The organism is Chloroflexota bacterium, assembly GCA_020161265.1.
Lineage (GTDB): Bacteria > Chloroflexota > Chloroflexia > Chloroflexales > Herpetosiphonaceae > Herpetosiphon.
Genome location: JAIUOC010000003.1, coordinates 67,258 through 92,659, shown reverse-complemented (window position 1 = coordinate 92,659; position 25,402 = coordinate 67,258). Strand labels below are relative to the sequence as shown.

Genomic DNA, 25,402 nt, shown 5'->3' with positions numbered 1-25,402 from the left:
AACGATTATTGATTTTGGTTTGCCAAGGCAATTGCGGCATCGAAACCTTGGAGTGGGTAAGCCCCAGGAATGATGTAGTTGCCGATAAAGAAGGCTGGCGTACCAGTTGCTTGGGCGGCCACAGCCTCAGCAGTTTCAGCATTGACCTTGGCCAAAACTTCTGGGTCGGCTTGGCATTTGGCAAAGGCGGCGGTATCCAAGTCCAATTCTTCGGCATACTTGAGCATCACAGTTGGCGCGAGATTGGGATCAACGCCCCATTCGCTGGCTCGCACAAACAACATGTCATACATTTCCCAAAACTTGTTTTGATCCATGGCGCAGAAGCTGGCAACTCCAGCGGCTGGCGCAGACGTATGGCTTTCCACAGCGATATAGTTGCGGAATACATAGCGCACCATACCAGTATCAATATATTTGGCCTTCAGTTCGGGGAAAACCGACACATGATGGCGTTGGCAGAAGGGGCATTGGAAATCGCTATATTCAACAATTGTGACTGGCGCGTTAGGATCGCCCATTGAGCGTTGATCGTCAGCCGGAATTTGAGCTGGTTTTGCTAACGGAATAAATTCGCTGGCAATGCCCAACGGATCTTGGGTTGCTGGCGGAGCAGGGGTTGATGGCACAATCGTTGGACGAATGCTGACTTGGCGGCTACTATCGGATGCGTAGCTACCGCAACTGGCCAGAGCAAGGGCTAAAATGATTAGGGCAATACGGCGGGTCATGCTTCTTCCTTAATTGATTCCAAAATGCTATTGACAATACTTTCGCTGTTAACTCCCTCAGCTTGACCCTCAAACGACAAGATAATTCGGTGACGCAGGGTTGGCGTGGCCATTTCGCGCAAATCGCGGAAGGCGACGTTGGTGCGGCCATCGAGTAAGGCCGCAATTTTGCCTGCCAAAATCAACGCTTGCATGCCACGAGGGCTGGAGCCATAGCTCACATAGCGCTTAACTTGCTCGGGGGCAAGTGGGCTATCGGGGTGCGTTGCGCTGATAATTCGCGCAGCATAGCTCAAGACGTGGGTCGCCACTGGCACCGAACGCGCCATCTGTTGCAACTGAATCAAGGTAGCGCCGTTGATCACCTTTTGTGGCTTCGCTTGATCAGTCCCCGTGGTACGTTGCGCAATTTCTACCAACTCTTGGGGTGATGGAAACGGCACATTGATTTTGAAGAAGAAACGGTCGAGTTGCGCTTCGGGCAATGGATAGGTGCCTTCCATTTCAAGCGGGTTTTGGGTTGCTAGCACAAAGAATGGCTCTTCGAGCTTGTAACTGGTGCGGGCAACACTGACCGTATGTTCTTGCATAGCTTCGAGTAGCGCCGATTGAGTTTTAGGCGTAGCGCGGTTAATTTCATCGGCGAGCACCAAGTTGGAGAAAATCGGCCCACGTTGGAAGCGGAATTCTTTTTGACCTTGCTCATCTTCGGCGATAATCGTTGTGCCGATGATATCAGCAGGCATCAAGTCGGGGGTAAATTGAATTCGGCTAAATTGGCAATCGACCGCTTCGGAAAGCGTGCGAATCAAGGTTGTTTTGGCCAAACCTGGCACACCTTCAAGCAACGCATTGCCACCAGCGATCAAGGTAATTAATGTTTGGCGGATCAAGGCGCGTTGCCCGACAATCACCTTGCCAATTTCAGCCTCAATTGCAGCAGCAGTGCGCCGGAACATTTCAGCATCGCGTTCAGTGTATTGCATCCAAACTCCTTATCAACAAAAGGCTATAGGTCTCTGAATCATACCTGATTCAAGCAAGAACCTATAGCCTTGAACCTAAAACTCTTGCTCTTCGCTACGTGAGTTGTGTCGTGGCATAAACGAGCAGAGCAATTGTGGTGAGCAAAAAGCCCATCCAGCCGAGCGCAGTAACAGCAAACGAAATCGTCATTGCACGTTGGCTGATGTTGAAGCGTCGCGTTGCGACCAACAGTGTCCACATACCGCCTGCGAGGAGGCTAAGAAACACTAACTCAAGGGCTAGAAACATAGAATCCTCTTACTGTTCCAATTGGTTAAAGTAGTCGCGGATAAAGTTTTTCAATTGTGGTGGGATGTATCCGCTATCCACCGCCCGCCCTGCCGATTCTTGGTAGTCCGAGCCAGCTTGATTATAGGGCACTTGCGAACCATTGGCGATGCCTGGGCCAGTACTACCGCTCGGTTGGCTGGGCGCGTTACCGCTGCCATTGGGCTGGCCGCTTACACTACTTGGATCATTGGCAGCGCCTGGTTTCCATGGTTGGTAGACAAGGCCTTTATCGTTGCCAGTGCCAGGGAAGTCGCGATCATTGCGGCCTGTGCCATTGCCACTGCCATTGCTGTTGCCTGAGCCAAGATTGTTGGATTGGCTGCCGCCACCCTGACCCTGACCATTGCCCTGACCTTGGCCTTGACCTTGGCCTTGGCCCTGACCCTGGCCTTGACCTTGGCCTTGACCTTGGCCTTGACCTTGCTGGCCCTGTTGACCCTGCTGGCCTTGCTGACCCTGCTGGCCTTGCTGACCCTGCTGGCCTTGCTGGCCTTGCTGACCCGCTTGTTGATTTTGTTGGCCTTGCTGGCCAGCTTGGGCCGCTTGGTCACGGCTATTTTGCACTTCGCTCAAAGCCTGTTCAACGCCTTGTTGATCTTGCAATTGCTCAGCGCTTTGGCTGGCTTGGTTGCTGGCACGTTGCAACGCTGAGCGAGCATCGGCAAGGTTGCCGTTGCGTAAAGCGCTGGCAGCATCGCGCAACGATTGAGCCAATTCAGGATTCGTTGCCGCAGTTTGGTTGGCTTGTTGTTCAAGCGCATTCGCCAATTGCTCACGCTGCTCAGGAGTCATCTTTTCAGCATCTTTCGCTGCTTGTTCCAACTCTTGGGCAGCATCGCTGGCTTCAGGGCGTTGCTCTTGGCTGGCTCCACGCTGGTTTTTCAAGGCTTGGGCCAATTCTTGCAACGAAGCCTGACGAGCGCTAGCACGTGAATCCAAGCGCTTTTGCAATTGTTGTTCGGTGCGCGAGATTTTCGCCAAAGCATCTTCGCGTGAGCCAGTATTTTCGCGCAAATCTTTGGATAATTCAGCCAATTGGCGATCCAATTCGGCGCGTTCTTCAGGCGAAAGCGTTTCGTCTTTGGCAATTTCTTCACGGGTTTGGTCGATGCGGTCGGCGATCCGTTCGAGATCGGTTTTGACCGCCTCGCGTTCAGCCAAGACATTGCTTTGGATGTTTGGCAAGACAGCCGAGGTAAGGCCCAGCATTAAGAACAAGGCTGCCAACCCCCACCATAAACGATGTTTGCGTGGTGGGGCAACCCGAATATCCTTAGCATTAGCAGTACGGGCTTTATCAAGGGCATCATTATATTGAACATCGTCGAGTGGCCCGCGATCATCGCGTTTGTGCAATTCGAGGGCAGTCGAGAGTCGTTCGCGCAAATCGAGTTCGAGATCGCTACGTTGGGCGATGCGATTGCTCGATTGTGGGCGCAGCGCTACAACCAGTAAGGCAACCAGCCAAACCGCGAAGGGCACTAACGACCATAATGTCCAGTTAGGAATTGGGAAGAGCCGACCAGCACCTTGGATTAAGGCAAAGCCAAGTGCCGGAAGCCAAAATGTACGACTCAGCCATTGCAATGTATCGGCAAGGCGTAAGCGCCGCCCGAAGGGGCGTAGCAGGTGAACAATCTCAGTTGGTTGTGCCATACCTAATCTCCTTCGCCGCATTATACACGACTCATGTGCTGAGCGAGATTAATATTTGGCGACAGTGAATTTAACTGCCGCTGACAATTGCATATAAAAAGGGTATCGACAGAAGCATAACGACGAATAATGCGGCTGAAATTTTGTCTGACAATCGTTCCATTGGGAACCCCCTTTGTGTTTGCGTATCAATATAACGTCAACCATGCACAGATTGTTCCACGCCCTATCCTAGAAGATTGCCCACACTTTGAGAATGATGTAAAGCTGATGAATCTGTGAAGCAAGGTATAATAGCGGCGTTTGGTTTCAATTTGTGATGAAAGGGCTTTCTGTGAAGCGTATTCTTTTTTCGATGTTGGTTGCAGCAAGTTTGATTGGCTGTGGTGAGATTGCTCGCCCTGAAAACCCGACTGCTGTTCCAACCTCAGCAACCACTGGCCTAGACATTTCAGATGTTTCGGCAGTTATTCCAGCACTGCCCAATGGTTTAGAAGTTAAGCAAACTGCCAGCGGCTTGCGCTATGTGGATATTGTGGTCGGTAGTGGCCCTGAAGTAACTGCTGGCTCAACCGCTGAGGTTTTTTACACTGGCTACCTTAAATCCGATGGCTCACAATTCGATTCGAATGTTGGTGGTCAGCCATATCCGGTCGAAAATGTCGGTGCAGCCATGGTGATTGATGGCTGGAACGAAGGCTTAGTTGGCATCAAGCAAGGTGGCAAGCGCCGCTTGATCATCCCTTCCGCCTTGGGTTATGGAGCGCAAGGTCAGGGGACGATTCCAGCTAACGCCGATTTGGTGTTCGATGTTGAAGTTATGACGGTTCGGTAAAAAACATAGAACATAGAGCATAGAACATAGGGGTCAGGGTTCAGGGGCTAGGGTTAACCCAGCGACGCAGAGCAGTGTATGACTATAGGCTATGGGCTATCGGAGATTGATTGGAATAGCAAAAGCCAATAGCCTTCAGCCAATACCTATCTTCGTAATCCAAACTGATCCCTGACCTCTAGCCCCTGAACCCTCGACTCTCAAAGGCATGGCTGGCACTGGCAAGGGCTAAACCCTCAACCCAGCGTTCACGAATTGGGTCACATCCAGCTAAGGCGGCCCCAACTACTTGCAGATTTTCGGCGATTGGCTGCTGTTGGGCATCAATTGGCTGAAGATGTTGATTGACTGCAATCCCCGCTTTGAAGAGTTGATGTTGGGCATGTACATTGGCCGCGAACCATTGATCACGCTCGGTTGGCTGCTGAACTGGCAAATTCAGCGCTGTTTCGCGTAAACCATTGGGATAATCGGCACGTAAACCACCGCCGCCAATCCCGCCAGTTGCCAAAATATAGTGCCCAGCAGTGTGGCGCTGTTCGCGAGCCGCCGCCGCACTATACACCGCCACCAAGCGTTGATCAACAAATTCGCCGCGAATAACCTCGGCATTCAGTTGTATTCGCCCGTTCAATTGCTCAAATTGGTCTAGCAACATGCGTTGCAAACGTAATCCGGCTACATTGGTCGGCAGGGTTGGCACTTCAGCTACTAAACATCCTAAGGCGGTTTGCAACTCGTTGATGATGCTAGTGCTGTGGCTGATGCCAAGCATGGCGGGAAACAGCAGCAATTGGGCATCACCACGAATCTGATCGATATGCTTGATCAGAGCTTGGCGAAAACTGACTTGTTCGCATAAACGGGCCAAATTAACGCTATTGAAATCACGGGAGCGCTGGCTGGTTGGCATGGTTAAGTAACTGCCACGGGCAGCAATGCCGTGTTGTTGCAGGCGTGCAGCCAACAAGGGCGGAAAGAAATCGCGTAATTCGCGGAAGCCCAGCACCAACACCCGATAATTGCTAATAATCGAGCGTTCAGCGTTGAGCATGGTTAATGGTACAGCGTTGGTTGGCCGCCATGTACCAATTGCGGTTGGCAGCCAATAATGCTGCTTTAAATTGGCAACAAAGCGATAATCCTGCGCTTGAGTGAATTTAAGCCAAGCTTGGGTAGCTGGTTCAAGCACGGCTTGGAGCATGGGGTAGGGATGATCTGAGTTGGTTGGGTGTTGCGGCACGAGATCAAGGCAACCACTACTCCAGGGCAATGTTCCTTGGCCTTTGGCCAATAGAGTAACCTTGCGACCTGCTTGCGCATGGATGATTGCGCTCCACAAGCCAGCAAGGCCTGCGCCAATGACCAACACATCAGCTTGCACCTTAGGCTCCTAGAATAATATCGCGCCGTTCAAAAGCAAAAAAACCAAACGCACTGACCGCGATTAATAGCGCAGCCTGACCACCCAAAATTGCCAAGGCTTGATTCAAATTGCTCTCATAGGCTTGGCGCGTGACTGCTAGCTCAAAGCCTGCAAACAATGGCGTTAGTGGAATGCCAACAATCGTGCGAATTGCTGCCAAAATTTTGCCCAAGCTCCCATTCGGATCAAAGGTGTTGGTGAAAATATCGCTGGTGCTCAACGAAGCCAAGGCAATGACCGCCAAAATGCTCAAGCGCCAGCCTTGTGAAAGCACCAAACTTGAAAGTAGAAGTACCAAGGCGGTTATCAAAGCAATATCTAAAATCAGCGGCAAGGCTCCCGCACCCCAAATCACTGCATCCCACAATACAGGCTTGTTGATGATGGTGACGATGATGGTACAAAGGATTAAATTGACCAAGCTAATTAAAAAGGCGACTAAAAAGAGGCCAACTAAATAGCCTTTGCGGCCCAATGAGCGCGCCAAAACCACATAGCCTTGCGGCCGATTACCAAGGCCTGCCATCATCGTGGTGGTGAAAATTGTCTGACAGAGCACAAAAATTGCGGTCATGCCAAAGAACTGGGTAGCTGTAAGATGAGCATCAACATTGGGTTTGCGCAGAAAGACATAGGCAAAAATAATTAATGCCCCTAGCTCAACCAAAAAACGCCCAGTGCGTTGGTATTCGCTCCAGATGAAGCGTGTCCAAGCCCAAATTTGTCGAAGTTTTGCCATTATTGCTGCTCCTCGCCAGCTAACAAACTATCTAGAATGGCCAGCGGTGCTTGGGGCTGCATTTCAGCTGGTGGTTCTTTGCCCGATACAACGTGCAAATAGAGATCGCGCAGATTGCCAAGGCTTGGTTGGAGCGAAGCCACGGTATAACCTTCGTCAAGCAATAATTGCAATAAGCGCCCTTGCAAGCTTGGGCTATTTTCGGGCACAGTGATAAAGCGATCATCACGTACAATGCTTGGGTCGATCGAACGCAGGGCAAAATCCAGCGCATCGGTTGGAGTTTCTTTAAGCGTGATCACCACGCCATTTGTGCCAGTAAGTTGAGCTAAATCGGTTTCGGCGGCAATTGCACCATGCACCAAAATGCCCACCCGATTACAAACCGCCTCAATCTCATCAAGCTGATGTGAGCAGATCAAAATGGTATGGCCTTGGCTGCGTAAATCCAGCAGGAGATCGCGCATTTCAAGTTGGCCCTGAGGATCGAGGCCTGATGATGGCTCATCGATCAGCAACAGTTGCGGGTCGCTCAGCAAGGCTTGGGCGATTCCAACGCGCTGAGTCATGCCCTTGGAGTAATTGCGCATGCGTTTATCGGCAGCTTCGGTTAGGCCAACCAATTCGAGCAAATCGTTGATGCGGCTGGTGAGGCCGGCTCCGCGCATGCCACCAAAATTGCCCATATAGGTCAGGTATTCGCGGGCGCTACAGTGGGTGTGGTAGCGTAGGCGTTCGGGCAAGTAGCCAATTTGGCCGTGCATGGCGGTGGGCGTTTTACCAAAAACCTCAATTCGACCACTATCGGGATATAAAAACCCCATAATCAAGTGAATTAAGGTTGATTTGCCCGCGCCATTGGCTCCCAGCAACCCATAAACCTGACCTTCTTGCACCAGCAAATTGAGTTGGCGCAAAATGGTTGTCGTATCAAAACGTTTGACGATTTTCTCAAGCAATAAGGCAGTCATCGCTTCTCTCCTACAACCAGCGCTGCATCGCAACCAAGACAATTCCGCTCAGCAAGGCTAAAGGCAAGGCGCGGGTGTAACACCAACGCAAGCTCTCATTCAAGGGTTGGCGCACCGTTGAACCATTAATATAACGGCCAACTCCCGCCAAGGCCAAGGTCGTCGCGATGGTCAAGGCCACATGCAGCGACCAATGCAAGCCTGCCGTGATTGGAAAACCCAAGAGTGGAATCAAGGTTAACAAAACTGTTGCCCGAATTGCGCGACCCCATTGGGCTAGCTCAGCACTAGCACGGTTAAGTTCGGCTTCGGGGCCGCCTGGAGTAAGGCTCCAATCGTGGGCAAATGGACCCCAACCAAGCGCCACAGGCAAGGCCATTGCCGCTGCGATTAATGCCAAAACCCGGGCTGGCACAATGTTCCACTGCCAATTATCGCCTGTCCAAAGTGCTACTCCCAGTGCTAGCCAGAGCACAATTCGACCTGCGCTACTGAGTTGGGCCTCGCGCATGGCGGCTCGCACGCTCGCAGCGGCCAAACTTTGTAAACCAGGCATGAGCGCTAGCATAAACGAGGTTTCGAGCAAGGCCCAAGCCAACCATAATTGGCCCAAGCGGGGTGTTACCAGCGGCGAGCCAGCCCATGGCAAAAATGCTGGGGCAATGAGCGCCAAAAGTGCTGCTAGCGCTAGATTGAGCGAAGTTTTGCCCTGCAAGGCTGCTAAAAAACCACGGCTTAAGCCACCCCCAGGCGCATGCAACTTGGTAATGCCAATCACGGCGAGGGTTAACAACATTGTGGTGAGCATACCCGGATAGAGCAACGCAGCAATCAATTGTTGAAGCAATGTATTCATAAACGACCTTTAGTGTTTGGCGGTACGGGCATTGAGGGCTTGGACAATGCCGGCCTGAATTGCCGCAACCGTTGGCGGATCGCCATCGATTTTGGCGGCTACTTGAATTTCTGGTAGCTCGGCCAAGCCACCGCGCCCAAATGGATGCCCATCGATGCTGGCGCGACCCAAGGCAATTAATGGCGCACGGTCAGCAATAAAATCGCGCCAAACATTGCTCAAAGCTGGGCGTAACAGCAGCGGAATTGGCCCAGTCAGCACAAAAATATCAGCATGAGCCGGAGTTGCGGCCCATGTCAGGTTGCGGGCGCTACGAATAGCCTCAGCCAAAATCCGAACTTCGATGCCAGTTGAGCCAGCATTTAGGTGATAAACCGCAATCACGCTGACCTCCATTGTGTATGAAACCGCGTGCTAGTATACCAGAGTCTTGACGGCTGTGGCATGAGGAGTGCAGTTCGGCATAAAGCTGCTGCTCTATGCCGAATCATTGATTTAGCGACCTTCTTCGGTCTTAACGGCGTTAATAAAGCCTTGAATTTTTTCAAAGACTGGCCGGGGACTCCAATCGGGGTTGAGAATGCCAAATGAGGCAGTTTGATCAAGCGGATCAGGCGAGGTTACCGCAAAATTGAGGTTCCACACAAACATGGTGGCCACCCAAGGGTAATCGCGGCGGGTTATTTGCAACGCATCGAGCACATATTGGCCTTGTTGTTCAAAGCTAATTTCGTTGCCATACTCATAGCCTGGGCTGGTGTTTTGGGTCGCCCAGCCAAACTCGGTCACCCACACTTGATAATCTTGCATGCCATATTTATCCATCAAGATTTTGAGGTTTTCGATATGGCGGAAGTAGTGGGTTGGGCTTTCGAGCCAACCTGGGCCTGGGCCGGGCTGGTCGGGCCATAAGGTCGCTGGCGGATTGTACGATGGCGAAGGATGGAAACCCACACCATCGATGTGATCTTTGAAAATGCCATCTTTGTAGCTAAACATTTGTTCAAAGTAGGTCAGATCATCGATCGCCGCTGGTGAATCGCCAGTTGAAGTCAATGCGCCTGAAATCACAAAGGCCTCAGGATCGATTGGTTTGATCCGATTGTAGGCTTCAACTAACAGATCAACATATTTGGTAGCGTCGATCGACTCACGCGAGCCGCCATTTTCATGATCAAGATTTTGCTCGTTCCAAATTTCGTAGGCTTGGACCTTGCCTTTGTAGCGCACCACCAAGGCTTCGACGAAATCGCCAAAATCTTTGATGTTATCGGGCATGCCGTTGGTGCCATCGGCGCGTGCCCACGATGGCGAACGCACAATGCTCAACAATACCTTGATATTTTTGGCGTTGGCATCAGCCACAATTGCATCAAGCTCGCCCCAGCCAAAATTGCCTTTTGGGCCTTCAATATCTTTCCATTGAATCTGTTGGCGCACCCAATCGAACCCAGCGTTGTTCATCAAGGTCAAGGCGCGATTACGATCAGTATAGTACAGTTGCGCCGCTGCCCCATATTGCAAATAGGGCAATTGTAAAGGGTTGCCCGTCGTTACTGGTGGATTGCTATCAGTGGTTGGGGCAGCAGTTTCGGGGGTAGCCGTCGCTGCGTCAGGATTGGTTGGTTGGGTAGTGGGCGCACTATCGCCACCACACGCCGCCAAAAGATTAACTGCTAGCAAGCAGACCATGGCGGCACTTAACCAGCGTGATTTAGGCATATCAAACTCCTCGTCAGACAACAACACGAAGATCACAACACTGGCTTCAGAGCGTGATCTTCGTGTTGTTGCAACCGACCTCGGTTAATTATTTATGGGTTGCTGCAAACTGTTGCAAGCGGGTATAGGCTGGGCGTGGACTCCAATCAGGGTTCAATACCCCAAATGAAGCAGTTTCGTGCAGCGCATCGGGTGAGGTCACCGCGAAGTTTAAGTTCCACACGAACATTGCGCCAACCCATGGAGCGTAATCGTAGCGAGCCATATACATTGCTCGTTCGAGATAGGCTCCCTGTTCTTCGAGCGTATTCGAGTTACCGTACTCAAAGCCTGGGCTGGTGTTGGCAGTGGCCCAGCCAATTTCGGTTACCCAAATTTGGCGGTCGCCGTTGCCACTATTGACCAACACTTGGCGTACATCTTCAATCCGCCGCCAGTAGAATTCCGAGTTGTCGCGCCAACCTGGGCCTGGGCCTGGGTTATCGGGCCACTTGGTATCTGGTGGATTGTAAGTGCCGCCGAAGTGCGCACCAATTACGTCAACGTTATTCCAGAATTTTGGAATTGCAAACATTTGGGCAAAGTAAATCAACTCATCAACTGCAATATCAGTGCGATTGGTGGCAGTTGGGGTTGGTGAGCCAGAAACCACAATTGCTTCAGGGTCAGCAGCTTTTACGCCTTTGTAGGCATATTCCAGCATATCCACATAATAGGCTGCTGGAGCTACCACGCCACCGTTTTCAATTGCATAATTTTGCTCGTTCCAAATTTCGTAAGCTTGGACTTTGCCTTTATAGCGTTGCGCCATGCGCTGCATAAAATCGCCAAATTTGGGGAAGTTGCGGCGTGATGGCAAGCCGTGCGTGCCATTTTCGCTAGCCCATTCCGGCGAACGAACCACACTCAACAAGACTTTAATGCCCTTGGCATGCGCGTCGTTGATAACTTTATCTAACTCACCCCAGTAGATTGTGCCGTCAGCAGCTTGGAGATCTTCCCAAGGTGCTTGTTGGCGAATCCAACCAAAGGCGGCATTGTTGACCAATTGATACAAACGATCACGTTCTTGGTAGAAGGCTTGAACATTGTAGCCATAGACAAAATCGGCTGGGATGGCTTCGGCGCGGGTGTGATAGCGGAAAAACCATTCCTTGACGGCCAATTTTGGCTCATGCTTATGTTCGTTATAGTATTGTTTACCCAACAAACCAAGCAACACTTGGAATTCAGGTTTTTCTTCGGGATGATATTCGAAACGATTACGCTCGAAATATTGCACCCAATAGACTTTACCAGTATCAGGGTTCAGCTCTTGGAATGGCTCTGACAAAGGATAGCCAAACACCGAGAGACCACCATAATTGCGCCAGAAGGTCAAAAATGGGCCAGGCGTGTTGGTCAGGGTATGTTGAGTTTCAGGAAACCAAACCGTACCATTATTGGGGTTAGCCACTGGCTTGAAGGCTGGCTCATTTTCGCGACCCTTGGCCAATTCTTTGCCCAGCAACCGCCCAAGCACAAAGTATTTGTTGCCATTGGTTGGGTGATTGAAGTTTTCAGGGTGTTCTTCTAAGATGGCGCGTTCGAAATATTGCACCAAATAGAATTTACCAGGCTCGGTAAAGCTTTCTTGGATAAATGGCAAGGAAATGGGATAGCCCAACACGCGCATGGCATTCGGCGTATTCTTCCAAAATTGCCAGAAATAGTTGACCGCTGATTGCCCGGTTTCGGGGAAATACTGGGCTAAGGGCGGCGGCGGTGTAGCCTCGGCCTTGGTTCCAGGTAGCACTACGCCCATGGCAATAAGCATGAGCAGGCCAAGACGAACCCATCGTCGTCGCATGGCATTCTCCTTTTGTCGATGCACTAAATCGTTCGTAAGCAATTGCTCAGTACTGACTGCGTAATAGTAGCATGGCCAACCTGATAAATTGCTTATAACCTACTGATGAGCACGTTACGAATTGATTGCAATGTCCAAGCTGATGTCGAGCGCCGTTGCCGAGTGGGTAATCGCACCACAGGAAATTACATTGACTCCCGTTTCCGCGACCGCCCGAATTCGCTCAAGCGTGATGCCGCCCGAAGCCTCGACCAAAGCCCGCCCAGCGATTAACTGTACGGCCTCGCGCATGGCTTCAATCGACATATTATCGAGCATAATGATATCGGCTCCCGCCTCAAGTGCTGCTTGTACCCCCGCCAAATCTTCAACTTCAACCTCGATTTTGGTGGTATGCGGCGCGACAGCCCGTGCCCGCTGAATTGCGCCCACAATATCATGCCCACCAAGCGCCAGATGATTGTCTTTGATCAGCACGCCATCGCCCAAATTAAACCGATGATTTGCGCCACCACCTGCCCGTACTGCGGCTTTTTCCAAAGCCCGCCAGCCTGGCGTGGTTTTGCGCGTATCAACGAGTTTGGCTTGGGTATCGGCGATTTTGGCGACATAGAGCGCCGTTTTGCTGGCAATGCCCGAAAGCCGCTGTAAAAAGTTAAGTACGGTGCGTTCGGCCATCAGCACTGAGCGAGCTGGCCCACTGAGGTAGGCCACAATCGTGCCATATTCCACAGCTGAACCATCGCCTAACACTGGTTGCCATTCTAAGGCCGAGTCTACCAAACGGCAAACCGCCGCTGCAACGTCCATGCCCGCGAGTACACCCTGATCTTTAACTAAAACATGGGCTTTGGCGGCTAAATCAGCCGGAATTGTGGCAAGTGATGTTAAGTCGCCACCATCGAGGTCTTCTGCTAACGCCAATTCGATGAGGCGTTGAGTTGCTTGAGGAAGGTACATTGCACAAACACCATTGTCCTTGTACATTGGGTTACGATTGTCAATCATAGCATAAAAATCCTTGTTGCGGTGATCAATTTGCCCCAACTGACCACGAATCCTGCAAGCAATCCATGGTTAATGGTGTCGCCTGCAGGATTCTTTGGCAGCATCGCTTGGGCTGATCGAATAATAAATTTATTAAAAATTTTCATAAATAAGCCTTAAATTTGCCAGTTGATTATTAACGTGGCCAATCTCAAGGCGTTTGATCGCGCTTAGCCCTTGCGCATCTCTTTAATCAGGTTCTGTTTCAATTCCCATAAGCGTTGGCTAAGCGAAACGTGGTAAATGTGGGGATTAACCAAACGCAAGACCCCAGGATCAAGCCGCGCTAAATCGCGCACCCGCCGTTCGCGCAACTCGGCCAAATCGGGCACATCAACAACTCGTCGGCCTGAATCGAGCACCGTCGCATACAAGGCCTCAATTGTGTGGTCAGCAGGAGTCAGGGTGCGTTGTTTGCTCGCATCAGTTGGGTGATACAAGTTCAAGGCTTCGCTTTGCTGTGGATGTTCGTCATCTAAGGTCAAAACATCGGCGCTAGCTCGCCCACGGCTATCATACACCCGCCATGCTGCTTTGCGCCCTGGCGTTGGGGTTTTCTGCGGGTTCTCCGAGAGCTTAATCGCGGGTTTCCATGTATCGCGATCAAACAATGAAACTAATTTATACACACCGCCCAAAGCTGGCTCGCCCCACGACGTGACCAAATGTGTGCCAACCCCAAACACCAAGCGCTTGATTACGGCATCGGCTTCAAGGCCATAGCGCGGCGCTTCGGCGCGAATTTGGGTCAAAATCTGCCAAATTACCAATTCATCAAGATTATTGGAAAGCACAATCGAAACATCGGGGAATCCGGCAGTGTTGAGCATTTTGGCGGCCTGAATGCTCAAATAGGCCAAGTCGCCCGAATCAAGCCGAATGCCAACGGGTTTGTGGCCTTGGCGACGTAGCTTTTCAAATACCTTGATTGCATTAGGCACACCGCTTTCCAAGGTATTGATCGTATCGACCAACAGCAGCGTGTCGTCGGGGTAAGCTTCGGCATAGGCTTCGAACGCGCCTAGTTCGCCCATGCCCAACGCCATGGCAGTTTGCACCAAACTATGGGCATGGGTGCCACTTGGTTGTACACCCATATCAAGCGCTGCGCCGACGTTTGATGAGCTATCAGCACCACCGATGAGGGCTGCCCGAGTGGCCAAATTGGCTCCCCAGCCTTGGGCGCGGCGCATGCCAAATTCTAAAAATAGGCCATCGCCAGCGCTCTCGCGTACCCGTGCCGCTTTGGTAGCGATGAGCGTGCTGAAGTTGAGCATATTCAACAACGGCGTTTCGAGAATTTGCGCCAACACCAATGGGCCTTCGACAATCGTCATTGGTACGGTGTGATGCACCACGCGCCCCTCGGGAATCGCCCGAATCGTCACATTGCGCAGATCGCCATATTTGCGCAGCCAGCCCAAGAAATCACTGCTAAACAACGCTTGGCCAGTGCGGCCTTTCATGGCTGAGAGCGCGGCAATTTCGCCCTCGCCAAAACGGGCGGTATCCATCCATTCGAGCAAGGGTTGCATCCCAGCGGCCACCGCATAACCCGCCGCATGCGCTCCATAATTGGGATACGAACGGAAGTAGTGGTCGAACAAGGCTGGGCGTTCATGCAGACCCAAGCGATAATATACCTGCGACATGGTTAATTGATATTGATCAGTGAAGAGAATGCCATGTTGAAAGCGGGTTGTCATATATTGCTATCCTTCATATAAATCGAAAAACTGACTTAGTGTCTATAATACACTAATTGTCAAGCGTTGCAAATTGATCCACAAAGAGCACGAAGCACACGAAGGATTGAAACCACGAAAAGCGCGAAGCACGCGAAGGTTTTTAGCCACAGATTGGCACAGATTTTTTGATTATCTTCCTCTACTCCCCACATGTCATCCCTCATCCTTCATCCTTTCGGTCACTCTGCGCTCTGCATTAAACGCTGATCGCTGACCTCTGCCCCCTGGCTCCTGAGCTCTATTTTGACTTTTGACTTTTGACTTCTGCCTTCTGATTTTCTTTGCTACAATGGAAGCATATCGCGTGAACGTTGAGAATTTTCATAACCCAAGGGGGAAACGACGATGTTTAGTCCCGAGCAGTTAGCTCAGATGCGGGCGGCGCAAGAGCGCTGGAATGACGAAACGCTGGCTCCGACACTGCAGAAAACTCCCGAACGTCCGGCGTTATTTAGCACGATTTCCAGCGAGCCAATTCAGCGCTTGTATACCCCGCTCGACCTTGCCGACACTGATTATCATAAGGATATTAGCTTTCCTGGTGAGTTTCCCTATACCCGTGGGATTCATCCAACCGGCTATCGTGGCAAGCTCTGGACGATGCGCATGTTTGCGGGGTTTGGCACTGCCGAAGAAACCAATGCTCGCTTTAAATATCTGCTGAGCCAAGGCCAAACTGGGCTTTCGACGGCCTTCGATATGCCGACGCTCTATGGCCGCGATACCGATCATCCATTGGTCGAGGGTGAATTTGGCAAGTGTGGCGTGGCCGTCACCTCATTGGCCGATATGGATATTTTGTTCGATGGCATTCCACTCGATCAAGTAACTACCTCGATGACAATTAACTCGCCAGCCGCAATTATTTGGGCGATGTATATTGCGGCGGCGGAAAAGCGCGGCATTTCACGCGCCAAATTAGGTGGCACGCTCCAAAACGACATCCTTAAAGAATATGCCGCCCAGAACGAATATATCTTCCCGATTGCACCATCGATGCGCTTGGTGGTTGATACAATTGAATTTGCCGCCCAACATATGCCCAAGTGGAATCCAGTCTCAGTTAGTGGCTATCATATTCGCGAGGCTGGATCTACGGCTGCCCAAGAGTTGGCCTTTACGCTGGGCGACGGCATAGCGTATGTCAAGGCTTGTCTCAAACGTGGCCTGAATATTGATGATTTTGCGCCGCGTATTTCCTATTTCTTCAATGCTCACAACGATTTCTTTGAAGAAATTGCCAAGTATCGCGCTGCGCGGCGGGTTTGGGCACGCCAGATGCGTGATATTTATGGGGCAAAAAATCCCCGTTCGTGGTGGATGCGATTTCACACCCAGACAGCAGGTGTTTCGCTGACTGCCCAACAACCTGAGAACAACATCGTGCGGGTGGCGATTCAAGCATTGGCTGCGGTAATCGGCGGGACACAATCGTTGCACACCGATGCGATGGATGAAGCCCTGGCCTTGCCATCGGAAAAAGCTGTGACCATTGCCTTGCGCACCCAGCAAATTATTGCTGAAGAAAGTGGCGTGACCAACACGATTGATCCGTTGGCTGGCTCGTACTTTGTCGAGGCCTTGACCAATCGCATGGAAGCCGAGTGTCTCGATTACTTCCGCCGAATCGAAGAACAAGGTGGCATGGAAGCGGCCTTGGAAAAAGGCTGGATTCAACAGCAAATCGCCGATTCATCGTATCGCTTCCAACAAGAAGTTGATAGCGGCCAGCGCGGCTTTGTGGGAGTGAACAAATACACCGTCGATGATCCAATTGAAATTCCAATTTTGCAAATGGACCCTGATGGTGAGAACAAACATATGGCTCGACTCAACAAAGTGCGCAACGAACGCGATCAAGCTCGTTGGGCCGAAGCCATGGACAACCTACGCCAAGCAGCGCAAGGTGAGCACAATCTGATGGAGCCAATTCTGGCGGCGGTGAATGCCTATGCCACCCTAGGCGAAATGTGCGATGTGTTGCGCGAAGTCTTTGGGGTTTACCAAGAAGTAATGATTGTTTAGCAATATTTTGGCTATGGGCTATGGGCTAGCGGAACGTTTTGTGGAATTGTCATGATTCCCCATCGCCAAACGCCAGTAGCCCATAGCCTCGTCCTTCATGCGCTTCGTGTCCTTCGGGGATCATCACTTCTAACTCCCTTGGTATAGGGTTTGCTATAGGTTTGGCAGATAGCTGCTCGAATCCTAGAGCAAAGGAGTTTGATGATGAATGATCAACAACAACAATCATTATTAACCGCTGCCTTAGTTGCTGGTGGCATTGTCGGTGGTGTATTAGGGGCACGCAGTCGCCGTAATCACCCCAAAACCTTGGGCGAAAAAGTTGCCCTGCTGACCGAAAATCTGCGGGATCAGGTTGAACATCGTGCTGCTGATGCCAATAGTTATTTGCATAGCCTGAATAAACAAGCCCGCAAAGAGTTGAAACGTGAACAAAAGAAGCTGCGCAAAGCTGGTAAGCAGGCCAATCAACGCTTAAACGCTAGCTTGGAAACTGGCCGCGAACAACTAGACCAAACCATTAATCAGCTGGGCAAAAAAGTTGCTGATGGCCGTGATAAAGGCAATGCGCTGTTTGGTGCGGCTACTGCTGGTTTGGCTGCGGTTGCTGCCGCCAGCCGCGAACGGGCTAGCGATTTGGGTGAGCAAACCAAAAGCCGTTTGACCGATGTGCGTGAACAAGCACTTGATCAAGGTGAAACATTGGCTGATAAAGCCAAAAATATTGTGGCCGAGGTACGCGAACGCTTGAGCAGCACCAGCGAGAGCGTGCTTGAGCAAGCCGATGATTTGCGTCATCGTGCAGTCAATGTGGCTAGCAGCAAAAGCGCCGATGCCCGCGATCAAGCTAATGATTTGGTTCAACGTTTGAGTGGAATTGTCCAAGAGTTTTTGGCAACCACAACTGAACGCGCCAAAGAAGCGCGTGAGCACGCTCCCGATACCTTGCGCTCAGTCGCTCAAACTGTCAGCGCCAAAGCCCAAGATGTCAGTGCCAGCGTTATTCCGGCGGTTACTGGCGCAGCTTCGGTGGTTGGCGAACGCGCCAAGGAAACGGCTTCTGTCGTTGGTGAACGCGCTAAAGACGCTGCGAATGTGGTTGGCGAACGCGCCAAGGAAACGGCTTCCGTCGTTGGTGAACGTGCCAAAGATGCCGCCAATGTAGTCGGCGAAACTACCCAGCATGCAGCTCAGGCTGTAGCTCATAAAACTGGTGAAGTTGCCACTGAGGTTGGGCGTAAAGGTCGGCGTGCCCGCACTGGCTTGCGTTCGTTTATTTTGGGGATTGTGGCTGGATTGTTGACCACACCCGCAACTGGCGAACAAGTACGCCGCGATTTGCGTCAAAAACTCGAAACGAATCTCAATCGCGTGCTGGGCTAAATTTGCCAAGCCTATTCCTAAGCGCAATAAAGCCCCTGCAACCGTCATTGCAGGGGCTTTTGGTTATATAAAACGTTTTTTAGAAGTGATGAATTTCTTGGTGACGACGAACGACCATGCGGCGACGACGAACCAATAAGAAGATCCCGCCACCAATTAAGAGCGGAAACAGCAAGAAGCCAAAGGGTGAACCATCACGATGGTGATACTCATATTGGAAGTGGGGTTGTGGCTCGGCCCATGGTGCGGCTGGCATGGAATCGCGCATTTCAGCTTGAACATCGCGCATTTCTTCGCGTAAGTTGGCCATTTCTTCGCGGAATTCAGCGCCGCTTTCACGCCAGTTTGAGCCAACAGCCTCGTTGATTTCGCTTTGCACACCGCGCATTTCAGCTTGTAGATCGCTCATTTCGGCCTCAAAATCAGCCATATTTTCGTGAAAATCTTCCCCGCCTTGGGAAACAGCATAGGCCACTTCTGAGTTCCATTCGTGATCGTACTCATATCGGTCGCGCCCAAAAAAGCCATTACCTATATTGCTGAACAGTGCAATGATCCCTGCTCCAATCAACAGCAAGCCTAAAGTTCGCTTTGTCATAATTATTGCCCCTTTGTGATGACCAAGATTGTCAATAGCTGTTCATCTGACGGCAGGGGATAATAATTTGTTGCAATCGATTTAGCGCATCTGCCAATTGCTGCCAGCAGGTTGCTCGGCGGCGATGGTGTAGGGCACGGCTCGAACAATAATCCGCTGGTCAAAGGCGTTGGGGCCGGCTGGCGGCCAACAGGTAATCAGGGTTATCGTTTCAGCGGGGGTTGGGTCCATATAGGCGGCATTGGTTAGGCGTTGTTCAGCTGAAATGCCAACTTCTTGCACCCGTTCGTTGGATTGCACCACATACAGATATTGTTGGCCGTTGCTATAGAGCACAATTTGGTCGCCTGGCTGGGTCTCGATCAAACGATCAAAGACCGGAGCCGAGCCACCAACATGGCCAGCTAGCACAATATTGCTTGGTTCGCCGGGGTTGGCGCTGCCTTGATGATGACCAACTGCATATTTAGCAACTTGCCATGTTGCCACGTCATCTTGCAATTCCCAACCAACCTCAATCACCTTTTGATCAACCTCGATACGCGGAATTTGAATCCGGCTGATCGTGGAGTGGTCGCTGGCAACCAGCGCTGGTGGTTGATCGTTGGCAGTTTGTTGATTGAGCGTGGGGGCTTGAAATGTCGTTATTGCTGGATCAGGGGTGGTGATAATTGGCGCAGCAATTGGTAGCATACTATCGCCACGTGCCGCTAAGCGATTATAAAAATCATCGGCGTACATCCCACCAACATACAGCAGCAAATACATGCCACAAAAGAGCAGCAGATTGCCGAGCGTCCAAGCGATAGGATGGGCTGGTTGAGTGGTTTTCATCATAAGCTACTAGATGGAGCATCAATCGATTAAAAAGGCACTACAGGCAATGTGCCCATAATGCCTTAAAACTTACAGGGTTACGCCCATATCGGCAATGCGTGGCGTAACGATGGTAGTTGCATTGCTGGTTTGCAGGCGTTGGCGCAAATACTCAAGGTCGAGTTGATGGCGCTTGATAATGCCTTCGCAATCGACAATATCAAACCGTTGTTGCTCAGGCCCACGATACAAAATTAATTTATGGACTAACACATCTTCGGGAGCCAAAAAGAGCACGCGTGAGCCAAGCAATGGTTTGCGTTGCAACCGTTCGATCATCGGTGGATCAAGCACAAATGGATAAACGTTGCCATTTAGCCGAATCGTCAGATCTTCTTGTAAAATAATCCCACGCCATAGAATCCGTCCGCCATCATATTGCACAGCCTTTTGGCCTTGTTGCAACAAGCGGGCAATTTCGCCTAGGGTATTGGCTGGAACAATAATATCAATATCATTAATTGGCCGACGGCTGCCATAGAAGTGGGCAGCGGCTCCACCATAAATGCCCCACGACATAGCTGCGCCGTCGAGGAGCTTTTGAACGACCGCCAAGTTTCCTGCAATCAGCGACATACACTGCTTCCTTCTTATTGATTAACGTGGATAACTGACCGATGTTGAGCCGCTTGCCAATCACTCCGTTCGAGCGTCATGTCGTAAAATTGCACCCACACCCCATGGCGACCTTCCTTGATAAAGGGGGCGATGCGTTCGCGAGTAGCTTGATCGAGCGTTTGCATAAAACGCCAGCCAGCATCGCGCCAATGATGACCATTGTATTGAAAGCCAAGCCGGCGATAGCAGCGCACCGCACGTTCATTGACTGAGGCCACATCGAGCACCATGGTTTGAAAGCCTAAGGTGGTGAAAAATGCTTGCAGAAACGCGGCCAAGCCCTCAGTGCCATAGCCTTGGCTCACATATTGGGGGCCAATAGTGATGCCAAGCCGCGCCGAGCCACTAGCCGAATCAATATTGCGTAACGTAATTCGCCCAACTAGGGTATGATCACGTAGAGCTATCGCATAGGTTCGCCGAATATCGTTCATCCAATCGCCGCCAACCGTCACTCGATCGGGCAAGTTCCAAATGCTGCTCAGTGGTTCGGTGAAGGGTGGCCAACGATCCATGGTTTGATAATCTGCCCGTTGCCAGCGACGAATTACCAGTCGTGGTGCGGTTGCAATGATTGTATCATTCGTCATAGGCTGCCTGTTGCTGATAACCGTTTCCAACATTTATTATAGCATGGTGATATGAAACGATTCTATATTGTTTTGGTACTAATTAGTTTGCTGTATGGGTGTGATCTGACCCAACCTCAACCAACCGTTGTGGTTATTCCGACCTTGGATTTACGCCCAACGCCGACGCTATTGGCGCTGGCTACCGCTCGCCCAACTCCCAGCATCAACCAACCAACCATTACACCGTTGGTAATACCAACTGTTGGTACTAACACGATTATAAGTGCGAGTGATCGGCTATTAGTTAGCGCAAATGATGTTGTGCGGACGCAATTTGGCCCATTGTCGCCGAGCCAGCAATGGCTCATTACCCAATCAATCACTGCCGAACAATTCGAGTTGCATGCACCAGGCTTGAGTTTTATAACGCTGAGCCGCAGTTATCAAGGCCAAGCTTTGGGTTGGTCAAGTGATGGAGCTTTGCTCTTGTGGCGTTCGCAATCCCAGCCTGATTTGCTCCAAGCGATCGAGCCATTTAGCGGCCAATCGGCTACAGTACTGACCTCAACCAATGGCTTGATTCAAGCGGCCTTGATGACCAACAATGCCTTGTATTACGCAGCAGGTGATGACGACCTGCGGATTATGCAAGTTGGTGGTAATACCCAGGAGCAGGTGATTATTCGGCTGCCTAAGCGGCAATTGCTAGCTGGTAGCTTGCAACTTAGCCCAAATCGCGATCAATTAGCGTTGTTGCTGCAAGTGCGTGATCAAAGCGCTTTGGAATTGCAGCTTTTCGATCTGCCAAGTAACCAAATTCGGTTGCTCGATCAAAGCCAACGTGGCACAAATACGCCGCGTTTGGTTTGGAATGCTCGCGGAGCCTTGGCCTATTATCTTGGCGATGATTTTCGGATTTACGAGCCAAGCCTTAATACCATTCAGGCGACTAATTTGGGAGTAGAGCCGTTGGCTTGGCTTGATGATGGGATTATTGTTCGCACCTTGGATCGCAATACACTGGTCTATTGGTCGCCAACTCAGGTGTATCCAATTAATGACCCTATAGGCGAACCACGCTATGCCAACGATCTGCAAGCATTGGATCAAGCACAATTTTTGCTGCTCAATCAAGGAGCAATTTGGCAGATTCAGCTTGAGTAAAAAAAAGGGTAAGGCTTTTATGTATACTCGTAGTACCTACAAATCTGACCCCTGAACCCTAGCCCCTGAATCCTAAAACCAGCATTTTCGTTTTCTTGACGGAAACGGTATAATGCGCGATATGGAAGAGCGCATCACGTTAAAAGGCAGCCGTGACGGGCTGCGCTTGATTTTACACCCCACCGCAGCGTGGGAAGAAGTCCTTGAAGCCTTGCGCAAGCAACTAGCCCAAGGGCCATCGTTTTATCATGGCGCAAAATTATTGATCGATGTTGGTGAGCGTTCGATCACCGATGTGGAGCTACAGGCGATCTTGGCGATCATGGCTGAACATGATATTGAGCCAGCCGCATTAATTACCATCGCACCAACCAATCGGACTACTGGTCGGCAGGCTGGCGTAGAAACCCGCCATCCCGACAGCCTACGGTCTACTCCTCCACCCGTCGTGCAAGGCGAAGGCTTATTTTTATGGCGCACCGTGCGTTCCGGCCAAGCAATTCGGCATCAAGGCCATATCGTTGTGGTCGGTGATGTCAATGCAGGAGCCGAAATTAGTGCTCACGGCAGTGTCATCATTTGGGGGCGCTTACGCGGCTCCGTCCATGCAGGTGTTGGCGGCAATCAACAGGCAATTGTCTGTGCGCTCGAATTGCGCCCAACCCTCTTGCGGATCGCCGATAACCTTGCCCGCACACCTGATAATCATCGCCCAACTGGCCCTGAACAAGCCAGCCTTGATGGCGACAACATTGTAGTAGTACCATGGGATGCCCCACGCCGCTAGTGGGTCTTTGAGGATCATGTATGGCACAAGTAATCACAATCACCTCTGGTAAAGGGGGGGTTGGCAAAACCACCACCACCGCCAATCTCGCCACATCGTTAGCAATGCAAGGCCAACGGGTTGTTGCAATTGATGCTGATATCGGTTTGCGCAATCTCGATGTGGTGATGGGCCTCGAAAATCGGATCGTCTATGATTTGGTCGATGTGGTCGAAGGCCGCTGCCGCACACGCCAAGCGCTGATTAAAGATAAGCGCTTTCCTGATAATTTGTTCTTGTTGCCAGCAGCCCAAACCCGCGATAAAGATGCGGTAACGCCTGACGATATGATCGCCCTTTGCAACGAGCTGCGCCGCGAATTCGATTTTATTCTGATCGACTCGCCCGCTGGGATCGAGGGTGGCTTTAAAAATGCAATTGCACCCGCCGACCACATTTTGATCGTCACAACACCTGAAATGTCTGCCGTGCGCGATGCCGACCGAATTGTAGGGTTGGTCGAAGCGTATGAAAAAAGCAATCCAAAGCTCATTATTAACCGAATTAAAGCGCGGATGGTTGCTCGCGGCGACATGATGGATACGCCCGATGTGGTAGAAATTTTGGCAATCGACCTCGTTGGAATTGTGCCAGACGATGAAAGCATTGTAGTTTCAACCAACCGCGGCGAAGTTGCGGTGCTTGATCGTGAATCGATGGCAGGTAAGGCCTATAATAATATCGCCAATCGTTTACTCGGCCACGATATTCCCTTCCTTGTGCTTGATGAAAAACAAGGCTTATGGGCACAATTGGTCAATATGTTTCGTACCCGCCGCTAAAATGGCGCGGTTGAGCCAACTTTATCTTCCACATGGAGCGGATCTATGGGTCTTTTAGATAATCTTTTTGGTCGCAAGCAACAGAACAGTTCGTCGGTTGCAAAAGAGCGTTTATTGACGGTTTTAGTTCATGATCGCGTGCATCTCACGCCCCACGATATGGAAGAGATGAAACGTGAAATTATTGCCGTGATCGAGCGTTACGTTGAAGTAACCAATCCAGAGGCCATTGAAGTAACCTTGACCCGTGGCGAAGCTGCCGACCACCTCAAGGCCGATATTCCCCTTGGTCGCTCGCGTCAACAATAACGCACTGGCCATGTGGAGGAGATGTTATGCACGTTCAGCCAACTAGTCCGATTCGTTTCTCACCTCGCGCAAAGTTTGTAACAGTCCTTTCGATTGTTATTATTAGCCTATACTTGGTCAACCAAGCTTGGCATATTATGATCCCCTTTGTTTGGGCGATCATCACGGCCTATATTTTTAATCCAGTTGTTACCTGGATGCAACGGCGTACCAAAACACCCCGTTTTTGGTGGGTAATTGTGCTCTACATCATCGGGTCTGCGCTGTTAACTTTGCTGGTGAGTAACGTCGTCCCAATTATTACCACCCAGATTAATGACCTTGCTCAGGCTATTCCAACTTGGCTTGAAGAGGCCAAAAAGTATGTTGAAAAACATGAATCATTGACGATTCGTGGAGTCGAATTGATTAATCTGCGTGAAGCTGAGCGTGAAATATCGGGAGCAATTGCGGCGTTTGCTAAAGATTTGCCTGGTGCCGCCCCTAAATTTCTGTTTGGGCTGGCCGAAGGCTTTATTTTGACCCTAGTCTACTTCGTCGTAACCTTCTACTTACTACTCCAAGCCGAAACTATTCCCAACAACTTCTATCGCTTGATTCCCGAACGCCATCGTGATGAAATTCGTCAATTGGTTAGCTCGATCGATCGGGTGCTCTCAGCCTACATTCGCGGTCAGTTTTTACTGATTATCATCATGTCGGTGCTGAGTTTTATTGCCCTCTCAATTTTACAAGTCAAATATGCCTTGATTATTGCCATCGCCACTGGCTTCTTGGAAATTATCCCAATCATCGGGCCGTACATGGCCACCGCCATCGCCGCTTTGGTAGGCTTTTTCCAAGGCACAACCCCGTTTGGCTGGGAGCCTTGGGTATTAGCGTTGGTAATTATTGCCGTCTATTTTGCCCTGCGCCAATTCGAAGATCACTTTATTATTCCAAATTTGGTCGGCCACATCGTCAATGTGCATCCGGTCTTTGTGATCTTTGCAATTTTGGCGGGGGGAGCGGTAGCCGGCGGCTTAGGCTTGCTCATATCGATCCCAATTGCCGCAGTTGCCCGCATCATTCTTTCATATCTGCATGGCAAGCTTGTCGATTCACCCAACCCGCAGGCCGATTTGGTCGAGCAAGAGGGCAAATTGCTTGAAAACCATACAGTTGCTGAGCGTCGCGAAAGTCGGCGCAACCGCCGCGAAGCCAAAAAACAGGTTGAAGGCAGCGATCTCAAGCCTTAAAACTAAAGATTTCGCCAACGATTTAAGCCACAGGCCCCAACCTGTGGCTTTTTTAGGCTTGACACTTTGAAACATTTGTTCTATATTTTTTATGTAGATTGACGGATACGGGCC

At 50.8% G+C, this 25,402-nt stretch carries 25 protein-coding genes; 8 read left to right on the top strand and 17 right to left on the bottom strand.

Features of this window, described 5'->3' with window-relative positions; genetic code table 11:
- Positions 1-5: 5 nt before the first annotated feature.
- The 4 genes from LCH85_07640 to LCH85_07625 form a co-directional block, all read right to left on the bottom strand.
- On the bottom strand, positions 6-731 hold the full coding sequence (locus tag LCH85_07640) for a DsbA family protein (protein ID MCA0351855.1): 726 nt from the start codon (positions 729-731) through the stop codon (positions 6-8).
- Positions 728-1,717 carry a MoxR family ATPase gene (locus tag LCH85_07635; GenBank protein ID MCA0351854.1) on the bottom strand — a complete coding sequence of 330 codons (990 nt, stop codon included), beginning with the start codon at positions 1,715-1,717 and terminating at the stop codon, positions 728-730. The genes LCH85_07640 and LCH85_07635 overlap by 4 nt, the downstream gene beginning before the upstream one ends.
- A 94-nt stretch (positions 1,718-1,811) precedes the next feature.
- Positions 1,812-2,006: a hypothetical protein gene (locus tag LCH85_07630; protein ID MCA0351853.1), complete on the bottom strand. Its 195-nt coding sequence runs from the start codon at positions 2,004-2,006 to the stop codon at positions 1,812-1,814.
- 9 nt (positions 2,007-2,015) lie between these two features.
- Positions 2,016-3,704: a hypothetical protein gene (locus LCH85_07625; GenBank protein MCA0351852.1), complete on the bottom strand. Its 1,689-nt coding sequence runs from the start codon at positions 3,702-3,704 to the stop codon at positions 2,016-2,018.
- Between the two features lie 334 nt (positions 3,705-4,038).
- Here LCH85_07625 and LCH85_07620 point away from each other — a divergent pair, with 334 nt between their 5' ends.
- Positions 4,039-4,539 (top strand): FKBP-type peptidyl-prolyl cis-trans isomerase, encoded by a 501-nt coding sequence (locus LCH85_07620; protein MCA0351851.1) that lies wholly within the window; start codon positions 4,039-4,041, stop codon positions 4,537-4,539.
- A 178-nt stretch (positions 4,540-4,717) separates the two neighbouring features.
- On the opposite strand, the gene glpB is transcribed toward LCH85_07620, so the two are convergent.
- The 9 genes from glpB to LCH85_07575 form a co-directional block, all read right to left on the bottom strand.
- Positions 4,718-5,923, bottom strand: coding sequence for a glycerol-3-phosphate dehydrogenase subunit GlpB (gene glpB / locus LCH85_07615; GenBank protein MCA0351850.1), 1,206 nt, complete (start codon positions 5,921-5,923; stop codon positions 4,718-4,720).
- Between the two features lies 1 nt (position 5,924).
- Positions 5,925-6,704: a hypothetical protein gene (locus LCH85_07610; protein MCA0351849.1), complete on the bottom strand. Its 780-nt coding sequence runs from the start codon at positions 6,702-6,704 to the stop codon at positions 5,925-5,927.
- Positions 6,704-7,675 (bottom strand): ABC transporter ATP-binding protein, encoded by a 972-nt coding sequence (locus LCH85_07605; GenBank protein MCA0351848.1) that lies wholly within the window; start codon positions 7,673-7,675, stop codon positions 6,704-6,706. Before LCH85_07605 ends, LCH85_07610 begins: the two co-directional genes overlap by 1 nt.
- 10 nt (positions 7,676-7,685) lie before the next feature.
- A complete protein-coding gene (locus tag LCH85_07600) occupies positions 7,686-8,531 on the bottom strand; it encodes a hypothetical protein (protein MCA0351847.1) in 846 nt (281 codons plus the stop codon).
- Between the two features lie 9 nt (positions 8,532-8,540).
- A complete protein-coding gene (locus tag LCH85_07595) occupies positions 8,541-8,915 on the bottom strand; it encodes an NADH:ubiquinone oxidoreductase (protein ID MCA0351846.1) in 375 nt (124 codons plus the stop codon).
- Positions 8,916-9,026: 111 nt separating this feature from the next.
- Positions 9,027-10,253 (bottom strand): cellulase family glycosylhydrolase, encoded by a 1,227-nt coding sequence (locus tag LCH85_07590; protein MCA0351845.1) that lies wholly within the window; start codon positions 10,251-10,253, stop codon positions 9,027-9,029.
- Positions 10,254-10,341: 88 nt separating this feature from the next.
- Positions 10,342-12,102 (bottom strand): cellulase family glycosylhydrolase, encoded by a 1,761-nt coding sequence (locus LCH85_07585; GenBank protein MCA0351844.1) that lies wholly within the window; start codon positions 12,100-12,102, stop codon positions 10,342-10,344.
- 114 nt (positions 12,103-12,216) lie between these two features.
- On the bottom strand, positions 12,217-13,062 hold the full coding sequence (nadC, locus tag LCH85_07580; GenBank protein ID MCA0351843.1) for a carboxylating nicotinate-nucleotide diphosphorylase: 846 nt from the start codon (positions 13,060-13,062) through the stop codon (positions 12,217-12,219).
- Between the two features lie 257 nt (positions 13,063-13,319).
- Positions 13,320-14,855 carry a nicotinate phosphoribosyltransferase gene (locus LCH85_07575; protein MCA0351842.1) on the bottom strand — a complete coding sequence of 512 codons (1,536 nt, stop codon included), beginning with the start codon at positions 14,853-14,855 and terminating at the stop codon, positions 13,320-13,322.
- 387 nt (positions 14,856-15,242) lie between these two features.
- On the opposite strand from LCH85_07575, the gene LCH85_07570 reads away from it, so the two are divergent.
- Positions 15,243-16,922 (top strand): methylmalonyl-CoA mutase family protein, encoded by a 1,680-nt coding sequence (locus tag LCH85_07570; protein MCA0351841.1) that lies wholly within the window; start codon positions 15,243-15,245, stop codon positions 16,920-16,922.
- 204 nt (positions 16,923-17,126) lie between these two features.
- Positions 17,127-18,305, top strand: a complete 1,179-nt coding sequence (locus tag LCH85_07565) for a hypothetical protein (protein ID MCA0351840.1) — start codon at positions 17,127-17,129, stop codon at positions 18,303-18,305.
- Between the two features lie 79 nt (positions 18,306-18,384).
- Here LCH85_07565 and LCH85_07560 read toward each other — a convergent pair whose 3' ends face one another.
- The 4 genes from LCH85_07560 to LCH85_07545 all read right to left on the bottom strand — a co-directional run bounded on the left by LCH85_07560 (position 18,385) and on the right by LCH85_07545 (position 20,987).
- Complete coding sequence (locus tag LCH85_07560; protein ID MCA0351839.1) at positions 18,385-18,903, bottom strand: hypothetical protein; 519 nt, start codon at positions 18,901-18,903, stop codon at positions 18,385-18,387.
- An 81-nt stretch (positions 18,904-18,984) separates the two neighbouring features.
- Entirely contained in the window at positions 18,985-19,737 is a 753-nt protein-coding gene (locus LCH85_07555) for a sortase (GenBank protein ID MCA0351838.1), read from the bottom strand.
- Positions 19,738-19,809: 72 nt separating this feature from the next.
- Complete coding sequence (locus tag LCH85_07550) at positions 19,810-20,355, bottom strand: nucleotidyltransferase (GenBank protein MCA0351837.1); 546 nt, start codon at positions 20,353-20,355, stop codon at positions 19,810-19,812.
- A 14-nt stretch (positions 20,356-20,369) separates the two neighbouring features.
- Positions 20,370-20,987 carry a GNAT family N-acetyltransferase gene (locus LCH85_07545; protein MCA0351836.1) on the bottom strand — a complete coding sequence of 206 codons (618 nt, stop codon included), beginning with the start codon at positions 20,985-20,987 and terminating at the stop codon, positions 20,370-20,372.
- Between the two features lie 51 nt (positions 20,988-21,038).
- Here LCH85_07545 and LCH85_07540 point away from each other — a divergent pair, with 51 nt between their 5' ends.
- The 5 genes from LCH85_07540 (at position 21,039) to LCH85_07520 (ending at position 25,288) form a co-directional block, all read left to right on the top strand.
- Positions 21,039-22,133 carry a hypothetical protein gene (locus LCH85_07540; protein MCA0351835.1) on the top strand — a complete coding sequence of 365 codons (1,095 nt, stop codon included), beginning with the start codon at positions 21,039-21,041 and terminating at the stop codon, positions 22,131-22,133.
- Between the two features lie 112 nt (positions 22,134-22,245).
- Entirely contained in the window at positions 22,246-22,920 is a 675-nt protein-coding gene (gene minC, locus LCH85_07535) for a septum site-determining protein MinC (GenBank protein ID MCA0351834.1), read from the top strand.
- Between the two features lie 20 nt (positions 22,921-22,940).
- Positions 22,941-23,741, top strand: a complete 801-nt coding sequence (gene minD, locus LCH85_07530; protein MCA0351833.1) for a septum site-determining protein MinD — start codon at positions 22,941-22,943, stop codon at positions 23,739-23,741.
- Between the two features lie 45 nt (positions 23,742-23,786).
- Complete coding sequence (gene minE / locus LCH85_07525; GenBank protein MCA0351832.1) at positions 23,787-24,050, top strand: cell division topological specificity factor MinE; 264 nt, start codon at positions 23,787-23,789, stop codon at positions 24,048-24,050.
- A gap of 26 nt (positions 24,051-24,076) precedes the next feature.
- Positions 24,077-25,288 (top strand): AI-2E family transporter, encoded by a 1,212-nt coding sequence (locus tag LCH85_07520; GenBank protein MCA0351831.1) that lies wholly within the window; start codon positions 24,077-24,079, stop codon positions 25,286-25,288.
- The last annotated feature ends 114 nt before the right edge of the window (positions 25,289-25,402 follow it).

Excerpts from the sequence above, each read along its gene's own strand:
- LCH85_07640 (MCA0351855.1), bottom strand. The coding sequence starts at position 731 with ATGACCCGCCGTATTGCCCTAATCATTTTAGCCCTTGCTCTGGCCAGT.
- LCH85_07635 (MCA0351854.1), bottom strand. The coding sequence starts at position 1,717 with ATGCAATACACTGAACGCGATGCTGAAATGTTCCGGCGCACTGCTGCT.
- LCH85_07630 (MCA0351853.1), bottom strand. The coding sequence starts at position 2,006 with ATGTTTCTAGCCCTTGAGTTAGTGTTTCTTAGCCTCCTCGCAGGCGGT.
- LCH85_07625 (MCA0351852.1), bottom strand. The coding sequence starts at position 3,704 with ATGGCACAACCAACTGAGATTGTTCACCTGCTACGCCCCTTCGGGCGG.
- LCH85_07610 (MCA0351849.1), bottom strand. The coding sequence starts at position 6,704 with ATGGCAAAACTTCGACAAATTTGGGCTTGGACACGCTTCATCTGGAGC.
- LCH85_07605 (MCA0351848.1), bottom strand. The coding sequence starts at position 7,675 with ATGACTGCCTTATTGCTTGAGAAAATCGTCAAACGTTTTGATACGACA.
- LCH85_07600 (MCA0351847.1), bottom strand. The coding sequence starts at position 8,531 with ATGAATACATTGCTTCAACAATTGATTGCTGCGTTGCTCTATCCGGGT.
- LCH85_07590 (MCA0351845.1), bottom strand. The coding sequence starts at position 10,253 with ATGCCTAAATCACGCTGGTTAAGTGCCGCCATGGTCTGCTTGCTAGCA.
- LCH85_07585 (MCA0351844.1), bottom strand. The coding sequence starts at position 12,102 with ATGCGACGACGATGGGTTCGTCTTGGCCTGCTCATGCTTATTGCCATG.
- nadC (MCA0351843.1), bottom strand. The coding sequence starts at position 13,062 with ATGTACCTTCCTCAAGCAACTCAACGCCTCATCGAATTGGCGTTAGCA.
- LCH85_07575 (MCA0351842.1), bottom strand. The coding sequence starts at position 14,855 with ATGACAACCCGCTTTCAACATGGCATTCTCTTCACTGATCAATATCAA.
- LCH85_07570 (MCA0351841.1), top strand. The coding sequence starts at position 15,243 with ATGTTTAGTCCCGAGCAGTTAGCTCAGATGCGGGCGGCGCAAGAGCGC.
- LCH85_07565 (MCA0351840.1), top strand. The coding sequence starts at position 17,127 with ATGAATGATCAACAACAACAATCATTATTAACCGCTGCCTTAGTTGCT.
- LCH85_07560 (MCA0351839.1), bottom strand. The coding sequence starts at position 18,903 with ATGACAAAGCGAACTTTAGGCTTGCTGTTGATTGGAGCAGGGATCATT.
- LCH85_07555 (MCA0351838.1), bottom strand. The coding sequence starts at position 19,737 with ATGAAAACCACTCAACCAGCCCATCCTATCGCTTGGACGCTCGGCAAT.
- LCH85_07550 (MCA0351837.1), bottom strand. The coding sequence starts at position 20,355 with ATGTCGCTGATTGCAGGAAACTTGGCGGTCGTTCAAAAGCTCCTCGAC.
- LCH85_07545 (MCA0351836.1), bottom strand. The coding sequence starts at position 20,987 with ATGACGAATGATACAATCATTGCAACCGCACCACGACTGGTAATTCGT.
- LCH85_07540 (MCA0351835.1), top strand. The coding sequence starts at position 21,039 with ATGAAACGATTCTATATTGTTTTGGTACTAATTAGTTTGCTGTATGGG.
- minC (MCA0351834.1), top strand. The coding sequence starts at position 22,246 with ATGCGCGATATGGAAGAGCGCATCACGTTAAAAGGCAGCCGTGACGGG.
- minD (MCA0351833.1), top strand. The coding sequence starts at position 22,941 with ATGGCACAAGTAATCACAATCACCTCTGGTAAAGGGGGGGTTGGCAAA.
- minE (MCA0351832.1), top strand. The coding sequence starts at position 23,787 with ATGGGTCTTTTAGATAATCTTTTTGGTCGCAAGCAACAGAACAGTTCG.
- LCH85_07520 (MCA0351831.1), top strand. The coding sequence starts at position 24,077 with ATGCACGTTCAGCCAACTAGTCCGATTCGTTTCTCACCTCGCGCAAAG.